The sequence below is a fragment of the Arthrobacter sp. R4-81 genome (genome assembly GCF_054792365.1).
The window spans coordinates 2,592,626-2,605,462 of the sequence record NZ_CP096445.1 but is presented as its reverse complement, the minus strand read 5'-3'; the positions used below and the strand labels follow the sequence as shown (position 1 = coordinate 2,605,462).

12 protein-coding genes are annotated in these 12,837 nt (G+C 61.6%); 2 read left to right on the top strand and 10 right to left on the bottom strand.

Annotation, left to right across the window (positions count from 1 at the left end; all coding sequences use genetic code 11):
- Nucleotide 1 precedes the first annotated feature (1 nt).
- From M1E05_RS12220 to M1E05_RS12175, 10 genes are all read right to left on the bottom strand, one after another.
- Complete coding sequence (locus tag M1E05_RS12220) at nt 2-2,305, bottom strand: SulP family inorganic anion transporter (protein ID WP_458114218.1); 2,304 nt, start codon at nt 2,303-2,305, stop codon at nt 2-4.
- Between the two features lie 233 nt (nt 2,306-2,538).
- On the bottom strand, nt 2,539-3,213 hold the full coding sequence (locus tag M1E05_RS12215; RefSeq protein WP_461163093.1) for a DUF6766 family protein: 675 nt from the start codon (nt 3,211-3,213) through the stop codon (nt 2,539-2,541).
- A 95-nt stretch (nt 3,214-3,308) separates the two neighbouring features.
- The gene (locus M1E05_RS12210; protein ID WP_458114216.1) at nt 3,309-3,740 is read right to left on the bottom strand and encodes a hypothetical protein; all 432 of its coding nucleotides are present in this window, start codon (nt 3,738-3,740) and stop codon (nt 3,309-3,311) included.
- A gap of 138 nt (nt 3,741-3,878) precedes the next feature.
- A complete protein-coding gene (locus M1E05_RS12205) occupies nt 3,879-4,310 on the bottom strand; it encodes a hypothetical protein (RefSeq protein ID WP_461163092.1) in 432 nt (143 codons plus the stop codon).
- 365 nt (nt 4,311-4,675) lie between these two features.
- Nucleotides 4,676-5,467, bottom strand: coding sequence for a PIG-L deacetylase family protein (locus tag M1E05_RS12200; RefSeq protein ID WP_458114214.1), 792 nt, complete (start codon nt 5,465-5,467; stop codon nt 4,676-4,678).
- A 115-nt stretch (nt 5,468-5,582) separates the two neighbouring features.
- Nucleotides 5,583-5,969 (bottom strand): VOC family protein, encoded by a 387-nt coding sequence (locus M1E05_RS12195; protein ID WP_461163091.1) that lies wholly within the window; start codon nt 5,967-5,969, stop codon nt 5,583-5,585.
- A 21-nt stretch (nt 5,970-5,990) separates the two neighbouring features.
- The gene (locus tag M1E05_RS12190; RefSeq protein WP_461163090.1) at nt 5,991-6,806 is read right to left on the bottom strand and encodes a hypothetical protein; all 816 of its coding nucleotides are present in this window, start codon (nt 6,804-6,806) and stop codon (nt 5,991-5,993) included.
- 228 nt (nt 6,807-7,034) lie between these two features.
- A complete protein-coding gene (gene pdxS / locus M1E05_RS12185; protein WP_461165238.1) occupies nt 7,035-7,883 on the bottom strand; it encodes a pyridoxal 5'-phosphate synthase lyase subunit PdxS in 849 nt (282 codons plus the stop codon).
- A gap of 199 nt (nt 7,884-8,082) precedes the next feature.
- On the bottom strand, nt 8,083-9,444 hold the full coding sequence (locus tag M1E05_RS12180; RefSeq protein WP_461163089.1) for an aspartate aminotransferase family protein: 1,362 nt from the start codon (nt 9,442-9,444) through the stop codon (nt 8,083-8,085).
- 16 nt (nt 9,445-9,460) lie between these two features.
- A complete protein-coding gene (locus M1E05_RS12175) occupies nt 9,461-10,531 on the bottom strand; it encodes a phosphotransferase (protein ID WP_461163088.1) in 1,071 nt (356 codons plus the stop codon).
- Nucleotides 10,532-10,846: 315 nt separating this feature from the next.
- Here M1E05_RS12175 and M1E05_RS12170 point away from each other — a divergent pair, with 315 nt between their 5' ends.
- Both M1E05_RS12170 and M1E05_RS12165 read left to right on the top strand, forming a co-directional pair.
- A complete protein-coding gene (locus M1E05_RS12170) occupies nt 10,847-11,518 on the top strand; it encodes a haloacid dehalogenase type II (protein ID WP_458114209.1) in 672 nt (223 codons plus the stop codon).
- Between the two features lie 27 nt (nt 11,519-11,545).
- Complete coding sequence (locus tag M1E05_RS12165; RefSeq protein ID WP_461163087.1) at nt 11,546-12,823, top strand: NAD(P)/FAD-dependent oxidoreductase; 1,278 nt, start codon at nt 11,546-11,548, stop codon at nt 12,821-12,823.
- The last annotated feature ends 14 nt before the right edge of the window (nt 12,824-12,837 follow it).

Genomic DNA, 12,837 nt, shown 5'->3' with positions numbered 1-12,837 from the left:
CCTAGCGAACCGCCATGCTTGGATCCAGTTGCTCGATGCCCTGCGGAGTCACCAAGACTACGCGCGCCGTAGGGATGTCGTAGAACAGACCTGTGGCTTGCAGATCACCAGAAGCCATGGCCGGACCGGTGACTGGGTGCTCTTCCAGCTTCCGGAGCTGAACCGCGACGTTCACCATGCTGAGCTGGTCGAGGCGGCTGTACCCCTGCGCCTCAGCAGCCACCGCCACAGGGTGACCGCCAAGGAGCTCACGATAGCTCGGCCGTGCGTGCTCCAGCCATGCATCAAAGCCGGCACCCAAAGCGGCTGTAGAAGCCCCCTCCGCGTCGGCAACAACAGCCTTCATGGCGCCACAGTTGGAGTGTCCACAGACCACGATCGAGTCAACGGACAACCCTTTGACGGCGAAGGACAATGCCGAATCAATCGAGGCATCCCGACCGTCACTACACACGACGTTCCCGATATTCCGGAGTGTCAGGAGGTCGCCGGGGCCGCTGCTGGTGATGAGGTTCGGATTGACCCTCGAGTCCACGCAGGCGACGAACAGTGTGTCCGGGTTCTGACCTTCAGTGAGGTCCTGCACCAGCGGGCGCACCTTGTCCGCGTGCCGGCGATGGTATTTATCGATGCCCAGGAGGATCGACCGCAGTGGCAGCGACGCGCCGTCGTCGTGCCCCGCTTGATGAGCAGCGCCCGGCCGTGCCGGCTGCCAGGAAGTCCGGGGCGGCAGCGGGAACTCCCGGGGGTCCTGCCGCTGGGGAGTGTTGTCCGCGGCATCGCGGAACGCGGTGGTGCCGTGCTCCTCGAGAGTTACGGAAGCTCCGGTATTCCGATGCTGCATCTGCCAGGCAACCAAGGCCTCACGGAAGGCGTGGTCGAGGTAGTCGGCATTGAGCTCGACGACCGCATCCTCGCCTGCGGGCACAGAATGGAGTACGCGATTGAGTCGCGGCAGGGCGAAGAAGCTGCAGGACCCTGCGATGGTGACGCGCCACGGCAGGGAGCCGGCTGAGGGTGCGTGTGCGTGGATCTGCGCCCGGAGCACGCGCCACAGCACGCAGAGAGCTGCGAGGGCCAGCCCGATGATGACGCCTTCGAGCAGATTGAGTATGACGACGCAAGCCAGGGTGACTACGTAGACGAGAAGGTCACCGGTGCGCAGGCTTGTTTTTATGTCGGCGACCTTGATGAGCTTCGCACCGATGACCAGCAACAGGCCCGCCAGCACTGACAGCGGAATCAACTGGATAAGGCCGGCGAACAGGGCAGAGAACACGAGAACCCAGACGCCGTGCAGTATGGCCGATACCCGGCTCTTGGCGCCGGCCTCAACATTGGTGGCGCTGCGGACAATCACACCGGTAACCGGGAGGCCGCCGAGCATACCGGAAACCAGGTTGGCGGAGCCTTGCCCCACGAGCTCGCGGTTAAGGTTGGTGCGCGCGCCGGCATGCATCTTGTCCACGGCAACTGCGGACAGCAGGGATTCGATGCTCGCGATCAGGGCCACGGTAATGACGGCCATGGCGGCGGCACGCCAGTTACCGTCTGGCAAGCTGGGCAAGGCAACTGCGTCGAACAGCGAACCGCTGAAGCTGATGCGCTCGACGTTGGGTGCCACCGGCACGGACAGTGCAGTGACCACGACGACGGCTGCCAGGGGTCCGGGGATCCTATGCACCGCGGCTGGCAGGTACTTCCAGCCGAGGAGGACGGCCACAACCGCCAAACCGAGCAGTGCAGAATGCAGCTCCACGTTGATGACGGCTGCTGGCAGGCCAGTCAGGTTCTCTACGGCGGAACCAGCAGCATGGCCGCCGAGCAGTACGTGAATCTGCTGCAGGATGATCGTGATGCCAATACCGGCGAGCATGGCTTTGACCACCACGGGCGATACTGCCAGTGCGGCCCGCCCAACGCGGCTGATGCCCAGCAACAACTGCACGACCCCGGCTCCAGCGGTGATCGCGCAGGTCACTTGCCAGCCGAACTCGTCAACCAGACCGGCAACGACGACGGTGAGGCCGGCAGCCGGGCCGCTCACCTGCAATGGGGAGCCACCCAGGCTGCCCGCGACAAGTCCGCCGATGGCTGCTGCGATGAGCCCCGCCATGATCGGTGCTCCGGAAGCAGCGGCAATACCGAGCGAGAGGGGGAGCGCGACAAGGAAGACCACCAGGGATGCGGGGAGGTCGGCCCCGAGATTGCTAAGAAGGCTGGCCTTGCCTTGCCTGGTTGCCTTCTTGCCGGGCGGGCTGTGAGCGTCGTTGGGGACGGCGGCGGAATCTGACGAATGTGGCATTAGGTCTCCTTGGCTCGCGAATGATGACTCCTCCAGCCTAGAAAACCTGTCACGTGAGGTGACAAGGCGATGTGACCGGTGTGACAGGATTTGTGAGCAAGGGCCGTCATCTGGGGAACAATAGGAACCTTTTAGGGGTGCTGTGCGTTGGACGCTCTCGTCCGGTAACCCTCATCGAAGGTAGCGACGCAGATGACATGCCAAGGCTGTGGGTAGCCGTGGCGTTTCCAAGTTCAGCCGGTTGAGGCGGTATCGTCGTGGGCCGCTCCGACAGGTTTGGACTCCGGTGAACCCCGTTGGCGAAGATAGATCGAGAGCACCACCATGGACCCCACGGCAAGGAATTCAGACTGCCAGTTCTGCAGGGTTCTGTTCCAGAATTCCGGAGAGGCCAGATACTCCCTCCAGGGAACGGGGTCCTGGAAGTTGGCCAGCTGTTCTTCGTTATAGGCGCTGTTCCCGGTAAAGGACTGGACCAGCCAGGACAGGACGAAAATCACGCCCATGGTCAGGCCCAATGAGTTTGCGAAGAGTACTTGGCGCCAGCCATTGATCCTGGCCCAGGCCGGTGACTTCTCGTTGCTGTGCTCGCCGACGAGTTGATCTTCATCTGATTCAGGGCCGGTCTGGTCCAGTTCTTTTGATTCGGGCGATCCTTTTTGGACCAGCCAGATGGTGGCCATGATGTACAGCAGGAACTGCAGGTACTCGGACTGCCAGTTCTCGGAGACATCCACTGCAAAGCTCGATGAGGTCAGGTATTGGGCGAGGCTGATTTCCTCGAGCCCGGCGGATATCTGCTCTTCGTTGAACAGCAAGTGACCGGACAGGCCTTGTCCGAGCAGGGCCAGCAGGAAGATCACTCCGAAGAAGAGGCTCAAGCCGTTGTTTCTGATAGCTGTTTTCACGTTCTTCCCCTATCCGTGGGCAAGCCCGACGGCGGCCATGTAAACCAGCCCGCCCAGTATCAGGATCAGGTAAAGCGCAAAGCTCCAGCGCATGCCTACTCGCCTCCTACTTCGCACTTGTATGGCTGTTCTCCTTGGGGCGTGCAGCCGGCGCCAGTGATTTTCCAGCCGGAGCCCGAGGAATTGAGGAACACGGCATCATTTTCGAACTCGACGATTGCGTTCCGCCCATAGATTTCAGTCCGCACCGGTGCTCCGGCGTCGTCCAAATCCAAGGATTTCAGTTGCTCCTCACATGTGCTTTCCCCGCCCGCTTTCTCCAGGGTCTCCCGCCCCAACATCGAGCAAGCGGCGGCCGTGTTTCCGGAAGTGATTTCCTCGCGGAACGACGAGGCCGCCTCGGCGGCTCCGCTTCCCTCGGGTGCGCAACCCAGGATGGACAGCAACGCCAGCACCAGCACTCCACCCACTGTCCCGTTGATTCCTGGTGCCCTCTTTGACCGGGACACCGGTAGCATCTCGCTCACACATCCTCCTGACAGTGGCCGTAACTGTTCCTAAAGGAGAAGTACCCAAAAACGGGCATTTTCCTCACGACGGCGGGATCCGCCGTCGTGAGGTGCCGTTTTCTGCCGGCCCGAAGGTCAGGGCGTTTTAGCGGAGCATCATTCGGGCAGTTCCATTTGGAAGCCGCAGGCGCATCTGAGAACGCGGGTGGAGAGGTAGACGTCCAGGGCGTCAGCGGCAGCGCCTTCTGTGGATAAGGGAGCAGACAGTCTGCGCAGTTCCGAGCCTGCCTTTTCCATTGGTTGTCCGCAATGCATGTAATCGCCGCCGAATATGAGCACTTCACCTGTCTGATCAGTGTTGGCCAGGACCAAGGACACGTCGGCAACCCCGGCAGGGTGTTCGTCGAAGCGTCCGCATCGGCTGCACGTGTAGGACACCATGACCACATCGGCAGGATGATCAGGAAAATGCGTGACCGCTGAGATGCTGAGACGGCGATCGGTGCCGCAGTTGAAGCACATCACGGGCAGCACGCGGGGCGGTTGGCCGGCGCCGTCACTGCGGAAGCCCGGTGATCCAAGTGACATGATCATGCCCCCAGGGGGAATTCCGTGTGGGGAGCGGGGGAGGTGGCGTCGTGAAGGAACTTCTGGAAACGGGAGGTCGCCATGTCAGGCTCTTTCCTGGGGTGCACGATGGGCCGCCGTGAGGCTACAGCAGCGCTACCTCCAGGCGGTGCACAACGCCGGGAGTGGTTCCTCTGCGGAAGAACGCTGACACGCAGGAGGCCTACATCGAAAATACCCCGTGTGGGCCCGTGCTGTATAGAGCGGTCCGGGCCGGTAGATCACCGCCTGAGTTCATCTCGTCTCAACGGTGGTGGGGGCCGGTGGTGGGGGAGGTCGGTTCCGGGACCGCCGTTAAGTGCTTCGGCCAGGAAGGTTGAGACGAGTCAGAGCCCCTCAAAAAGGTCTGACAGCAATGGACTGCCGGGCGGCCTCGGAGGCCACGCCATGACCGAGGATTCCCTGGATACGATTCTGGCCCACCGGCGCTCGTTCACCCCGGGGTCCACGATGACGTGCCGCTGGGATTTGTGCTCTAGCAGGCCGGCGACTATCCGGTGCGCTACGTGGCTCGTGTCCACGTCAATATCGATCAGTTCATCAGGCACCGGACGCAGATGATACTCGCGGGCAGGGTCCCAAGGCTCCAGGCCCTGTTGTTGTCGCGTCCGGTTCCAGCGTTCGAAGGTTGACGCGCGCAAGGCCCCATGGACGAGTCGTTTCAGACCAGGGCCCGGCACCTGTCGCGCCCGTGTGAAGGCTTCATCTGTAGCCCTGCCGACGGCGATATGGTCCCGGTGTCCGGTGATTCCGTCGGGCCCAAAAGTCACCACTACCTGTGGGCGTTCCTGCAGGAGGATCGCCAGAATCCTCCGTACCAGCTCCTCGAAACCCACTTCCGCCACATGCCCGTCCGCGTAGTCCAGCCATTCGTGCCGGTCCGGAATTGTGCCGTGGGCCCGCCAGGCATTGACGCTTTCCTTCCGGCGCCACGCACCTAGCTCGTGAGGCGTGGTTGGGACGCCCTCGGCGATCTGCCCGGCCCCACCGTCGGTCGCAAGAAGCAGACAGAACCGGAACCCCGGATCGTTCTCATGCATGGCAATCGAGCCCGCGCAACCGTAGGCATCGTCGTCCGGATGCGCAACCACAACTGCCAGCGAATGTGGTTCATCCATACGAGAGAGGCTAAACCTCTATGACTCAGAACAACAGGTCATTGGCCAATGGTGGGATTGAGGAAGGTTTACCCGAAGGAGACCGGCCATGGGTGACCCTTTGCGAAGCTGGGACTCACGTAGCACCCGATCCGTATGGCCGCGTGATCGCCTCAAGGAAATGACCGTCAGGATCCGCGAAGTAGACTCCACGTCCGCCGTCGTTGTGGTTGATCTGCTGTGGGCGGGACCGTCCCGGGTCTGCCCAGTAGGGGATGCCCTGGGTCTGGATCCTTGCGAAGAGTCCGTCGAAGTCCTCTTCGCTGACCAGGAAGGCGTAGTGCTGCGGAGTGATGGGCCGGTCCGCCGTGGCGAAATCGAGGGCCACGCCGTGGTCGAGGGGCACGGTCATAAATGACCACATTGCTTGGGGTTTCGGCAGACCGAGCACGTTTGTGAGGAACTCCGCCGATCGGCGCTTGTCCGTTGCATAGACGATGGTGTGGTTGAAACTGACCGTCATGATGACCAACTTTGTGGATTGTCAGGCACTGTGGACCGGCAGCACCAGCATGTAACCGGTGGGTAGATTACTGCTCCAGCGTCGGGGCTCGCGGACGACGAATTGCGTGGCCAACTGCTCAGGAGTGAGCAGGGAGTTGGGTGCAGGGGAGGGTCCCCACGGATCGCCGCCGTACGGGTAGAGCGGATCCTGGACTCGGATGCCCGTGATGGCGAACTCCCGGAACTGGCCCGGATGGCCGAGTGACTCGAAACCGCTCATCACTGAGACATGGCGACCACGCCACAGGACCAGCCCGACCGGCCGGTCCGTCTCGACGATGGCGCGAGCAGCCGTCTGCAGTGCTTCCTCGTAGTCGGCGATGCTAACGACCGTGTACGGTCCCATTCCAACTTCGTTCAGCACCTGCGCCCAGCCCAGGGGGTTGGCGCCGTTGAACGAGTTGGACGACCGTGCCCGGGCCATCTCCCACAGCTCGCCCTGCTGAACGCTATCGGCCCATGTGCCGGCTCCCGTGTCGTCGATGAGGTTGTGCATCATCTGGATGCTCGCCGCCACACACCACTCAAAGGTGTACTGCGGCACGTAGTCCCCCTCCTGGTAGAGGTTGAGGGCGAACGGCTGGGGGGCCGGGGGCGGCGTGGGAACCAGTGTCGGGGTGGGGGAAGGAGGCGGGGGAGGAGCAGTCACGTTATCGACAGCGGCCGCCGGTGCCGAGGCGGTCTGGCTCGGTCGATCGGTGGCAGCCTCATCGAGGCTGACAGCCGGCACGCATGCCGAGAGGAGGGTGGCTGGGATGACGAACCACGCCAGAAGACGGAGCTGGGCACCGGTCATGATCAATCCAGTTTATCGCGGCGGGAAACCGTGGTGCAGGCCCAAGTTCCCCCTCCTCTACCTAGTGGGTTAACGGACGACGGCGGCCAGTCACCTTTGGTGACCGACCGCCGTCGTAAATTAAGTCTGGCGACAATGGCGCCTAACTCTCTCGGCTTAATAAGAGAGGGCGCAGAGGCTCAAGAAGCGGGGCGCCAAGCGCCACGCTGCTTGAGAAGCGCCCGAACGCTACCAGCCGCGTTCGGCGAGGCGGTGCGGCTGCGGGATCTCGTCCACGTTGATGCCGACCATTGCCTCGCCCAGGCCGCGGGAGGCCTTGGCGATGACGTCCGGGTCGTCGAAGAAGGTGGTGGCCTTCACGACGGCCGCGGCGCGCTGGGCCGGGTTCCCGGACTTGAAGATACCCGAGCCGACGAACACGCCGTCGGCGCCAAGCTGCATCATCATGGCCGCGTCAGCGGGGGTGGCGATGCCACCGGCGGTGAACAGGGCCACAGGAAGCTTGCCCGAAAGCGCTACTTCCTTGACCAGTTCGTACGGTGCCTGCAGTTCCTTGGCGGCCACGTACAGCTCATCCTCGGGCAGCGAGGAGAGCCGGCGGAGCTCGGCACGGATCTGGCGCATGTGGGTGGTGGCGTTGGAAACGTCGCCGGTGCCGGCCTCGCCCTTGGACCGGATCATCGCCGCGCCCTCGTTGATGCGCCGCAGCGCCTCACCGAGGTTGGTGGCACCGCAGACGAAGGGAACAGTGAATTCCCACTTGTCGATGTGGTTGGTGTAGTCCGCCGGGGTCAGGACCTCGGACTCGTCAATGTAGTCCACTCCGAGGGACTGCAGGACCTGCGCCTCCACAAAGTGGCCGATGCGGGCCTTGGCCATGACCGGCACGGACACCGCTTCGATGATCTTGTCGATCATGTCAGGATCGGACATGCGGGACACGCCGCCCTGGGCACGGATATCGGCCGGAACGCGTTCGAGCGCCATAACTGCAACGGCACCGGCGTCTTCGGCGATGCGGGCCTGCTCGACGTTAACGACGTCCATAATGACGCCTCCCTTGAGCATCTCAGCCATACCGCGCTTGACGCGCTTGCTGCCCGTAGTGGAAAAGAAGGTGTTCAAGATTCTCCTTGTGGTGAACCAACAATCGTGGATGAAAAACAAGCCCGGCTTCGGTGGAGGGCAGCACTTGTTGAAAGAAGGGGTGCCTTCCAATTGGAGGGCACCCCTTCTGGGCTATCAAACTTTAGGCCTGAGCCCTGGGAGCCCGCCCCTAGCGCAGTGTTTTGAAGGCCCGTCCCAGTGCTTCGAGGAGGCGGTCGGCGTCGCTGCTGGAGAACGGCAGCGGGGGGCGGAGTTTCAGAACATTGCCTTGAGCGCCACAGGCGGAGATGAGGATCCGTTCTTCCCTGAGCTTATTCACGATCCCGGCGGCTGTATCGCCATCAGGGGTCAGCGTGGAGCGATCGGTCACCATATCGACTCCTACGAATAAGCCGCTTCCGCGGACTTCGGCAACCTGGTCCAGACCCTGGGTGAGGTGCTTCAGTTCGGTGATGATTTTTTCGCCGACTTTGAGGGCGTTTTCTATCAGTGATTCCTCGCGGATGACGTCCAGGACGGCTTGGGCGGCGGCGATGGCTACGGAGTTTCCGCCGAAGGTGTTGAAGTAGCGGATGTTCTTGCCGAACTCTACGAGGAGTTCGGGTTTGAAGATGGCTGCCGCGACGGGGATGCCGTTGCCCATGGGTTTGCCGATGGTGACGATGTCCGGGACGATTCCGTGGCGTTGGAAGCCCCACCATTGGGCACCGGTGCGGCCGAAGCCTGGTTGGACTTCGTCTGCGATGTAGAGGCCGCCGGCGGCGTGGACTTCTTCGATGATGGGGTTGAGGAACCCTGTGGGGCCGGCGAAGACGCCGTCGGAGGAGAAGATGCTGTCGGCGATGAAGGCGGCGAGTCCGATGCCGTGCCGGTGGAGGTCTGCGATGGCGGCGCGGACCTGGTTGCGCAGGTGGTCTTCGAGGGATCCTTGATCGGAGGAGAAGCGCAGGGCGTCGGGGGCGTCGATGACGCGGACGTTTGCGCCCAGGGGCACGCCTGCGCCCAGGGAGGGGGAGAATGATGCTACTTCGGTGGTGAGGCCGTGGTAGGCGCCGGAGGTGACGATGATGCCTTGGTTGCCGGTGGCGTATTTGGCTACGCGCATGGCGAGGTCGTTGGCTTCGGAGCCGGTGCAGGTAAACATGACGTGGCCAAGTTCTGCGGGGAACGTGGAGAGCAGTTGCTCCGAGTAGTCCAGGATCGATTCCTGGACGTAGCGGGTGTTGGTGTTCAGTATCTGCATCTGTTCGTGGACAGCTGCGATGACTTTCGGGTGGGCGTGCCCGACCGAGGGAACGTTGTTGTAAACGTCGAGGTACTCGTTCCCGTCACGGTCAAACAGCGTGACGCCTTTGCCGCGGACGACTTCCAACGGGGTGTCATAGAAGAGCCGGTAGCCGGGTCCCAGGCTCTGGTCACGGCGTCGGATGTTCTTTTGCATCTGAGCCGGTAGTTCACCGAGGCGGTTGGGATCAAACCCGTTGACCATGGGTTTGGAGGGCTTGCGGATGATCTGGGAAGAGTTGTCCATGATTTCTCCTTGGTGGCTAGCGGGTCTGGTTGAGCGTGAGAGGCAGGGTTGGCGCCTGGGCTGTGGCTGTGGCGGCGAGTCGGTCCCAGTCCGGCTTTGAGTGGGAGAGGAGATAATCGCGCCTTTGAGGCAATTGACTTGCCCGCCATTGTGTTATTAGTGCCCGCAGGAGGAGCCGGGCCGGGGCTGAGACGATAAGGGCCTCCAGCTCATGGTCGGGCAACGGACGAATGCTCAGGTAGCCATCCACGATGCGAAGTGCCTGTTCCCATGGATTGGCCGGGTTTGTTCCGAGGAGGTTGGCCATGGTGACGCTGATGTCGAAGATCACGGGGGTTCGCACCACGTCGCCGAAGTCGATAATCCCTATCACGTAGTCCAGTCCGTCCGGGTCAACAAGGACATTGAACGGGCTGAAATCCCCATGGACAACCTGGGAGGTGAGGGTGTCGAGAAGCGGAACCACCTTCTGGTCGAACTGATCGAAGATGTCTTCGGCCAGGGAGCGTTTGTGCTCATCATCAACGTAGTCAAGCAGCGGACGCATCCGGTGAAAGTGCTTGAGGTCCCACAGGAGCAATCGGTCCGCACGAGGGTGATCGAAGTCCTGCAAAGCAACGCCCAGACGGGCAAGGCTAGAGCCGACCAACTCAAGCTGACCCGCTGTGGCCTCGTTGGTGGCGAGCAAATTTCCAGGCATGAAGCGCATAACCCGGAGTACCCGGTCAAAGGGTCCACCAGGCGCGGGGATGAGGACTTGCGGGTCTCCGGCGAGGCTCCTGATAAGACGCTGGACCGGCAGTTCGGGGGCAGTCCGTTCCAGATGCTCCATGCATGCCGTCTGCAGGTGGACGATCACCGGATCCTCATCAGGTGGCGACACCTTAACCAGATAGGTTTCTTCTCCGTCCCGGAGCCGGAAAGTGTCGTCTTTCTCGGTGGGGATCCGAACAAGGGTCCCTTTCAGCCCGTAGGACTGTTCAAGGAGCTCAAAAACAGTCGAGTCGGCGAGTTGAGACTGCTCCGCCAGGAGACCACTCTCCGATGCCACGGCATCGATAAATTCGGAGTCGGTACTGACGTTCATGTCGTGGGCTCCTGCCGGTAGGGATTGATGTCTAGCTGCATAACTGTTCAACAGTTCTACAGCGAGTATGACATGACGCCAATCGATCTCGCAAGGATTCGAACTGCGCAGCGGATGGCCGTGTGGTCTCGCTTTAGGGTGAGATCGCCCTCGCACTCGTGTCAACTGTTCAACTGTTGACAGAAACTGAAGTGGGGATTTAGAGTCGACGTGTTGGGCGGCCGGTCTTCACTCAAGGAAGCCGTGGAGCCCAGACACCTCATAAAAGCGGAAGGCCACATGCAGGCCTCTCAACCTTCAATGAACGGACGAATCATGGCAGACTCCAACCGGCCGAAGTACATCTCTTTTGATATCTACGGCACACTGATCAACTGGAATACTGATTCCACTACCCTCCGGCTTCTCGCGGGCCGTCTGCCCGAAGAGCAGTGGCCTGCTTTCAAGAAGGTCTTCCGCGGTTACCGGTTCGACGAGGTCCTGGGTGACTACAAGCCTTACGAGGAGATCCTTCAGAACTCCTTTGACCGGGTATGCAAGTTTTTTGGCATTGGGCCTACCCCTGGTGCGGGCGCAGAGTTCGCTGATGCTGTTCGCAGTTTTGGTGCCCACGATGACGTGCCGGCTCCGCTGAAGCTCATGGGCGACAACTACAAGCTGGTGGCTCTGTCCAACGCCGACGACAGCTTCCTGGAGATCAGCATTCCGAAGCTCGGTGCTGAGTTCCACGCTGTGTTGACCGCTGAGCAGGCGCAGGCCTACAAGCCGCGGTACCAGGCCTTCGAGTACATGCTCGATACCCTGAACGCCAAGCCGGAGGACTTCCTGCACATCGCCTCGCACACCCGCTACGACATGCATCCGATGCATGACATGGGCTTCCGTAACCTCTGGGTGCTGGACCGTGGCTATGACCCGATCACCGGGGGCTATGACTACAACGCAGTTAAGTCCCTGGACGAGATCAACAAGCACCTCGGTCTCTAAACCGGCTTCGAGGCGAAAGGCCAACCCGTGAAACTTAACCCCTATTGGCTGGACACTGCCGAACCATCCGGGGACTACCGGCGAACGCCGGTACTGGAGAATGTCGACGTCGCCATCATCGGCGCTGGCTTTACCGGACTGTCAGCGGCTCTGGAATTTGCCAAGCAAGGCGCGAGCGTTGCCGTTTTCGAACGCCACACCGTGGGTTGGGGCGCGTCGGGACGCAACGGGGGAATGGCGACTACCGGGTTGGCCATCGGTTTCGGCACGGCCGTGAAGCGGTATGGAAGCACGCGTGCCGTGGAGATGTTCCAGGAATACAACGACGCCATCGACAGCATCGAGAAGCTGGTGCATGACAATGGCATCGACTGTGACTACGAACGCCACGGGAAGCTCTCGCTGGCCTTCCATAAGTCCCACTATGAGGGCTTCCTGAGGTCGCAGGAGAAGATGGCCTCCCTGGCCGACCACCATGTCACTGTTATCCCGAAGTCCGAGATCCACAGTGAAATCGGAACCGACTTCTACCAGGGGGCCATGCTTGACCCACTGGGAGCAGGCTTGCATGTGGGCAAGTTCGTGCACGGCCTGGCCGGAGTGGCTGTTGCAGCCGGAGCTGATATTTGCGAGAACGCTGCGGTGACCGAGCTGAAGAAGGTCTCCGGGACTGTGCATGACGTGCACACCACCCGGGGCATTACCCGCGCCAAGCAGGTGCTGGTGGCCACCAGCGGCTACACGGGCAACGTGACGCCTTGGCTGCAGCGCCGTCTGATTCCGGTGGGAAGCTTCATCATCTGCACCGAGCCTTTGCCCGAAGACGTGGTCAACCGTATCCTGCCGAACCGGCGCATGGCGTCGGACAGCAAGATGCTCTGTTACTACTTCCGGATCACCCCGGATAACAGGTTGCTGTTCGGTGGCCGTGCCCGGTTTGCTCTGTCCAGCCCGGATTCGGACGTTAAGAGCGCGGAGATCCTCCGCAAGGCCATGCTCGAACTCTTCCCGTACCTCTCCAACGCCAAGGTGGACTACATCTGGGGCGGACTGGTGGACCTGTCCATGGACCAGATGGTTCACGCCGGTATCCACGACGGGCTTTACTATTCCTTGGCGTACAGCGGGCATGGCGTGCAGATGGCTGCGCACATGGGTAAGCGGATGGCCCATTACATGGCCGGCGATAAGTCCTCGAATGTGTGGGAAGACCTGAAGAATCCTCCGGTGCCGGGCCACTTCGGCCCGCCGTGGTTCCTGCCCTTCATCGGCGGAGCCGCAAAAATCATCGACCGGTTCAGCTAGGCCCACGAAGGAAA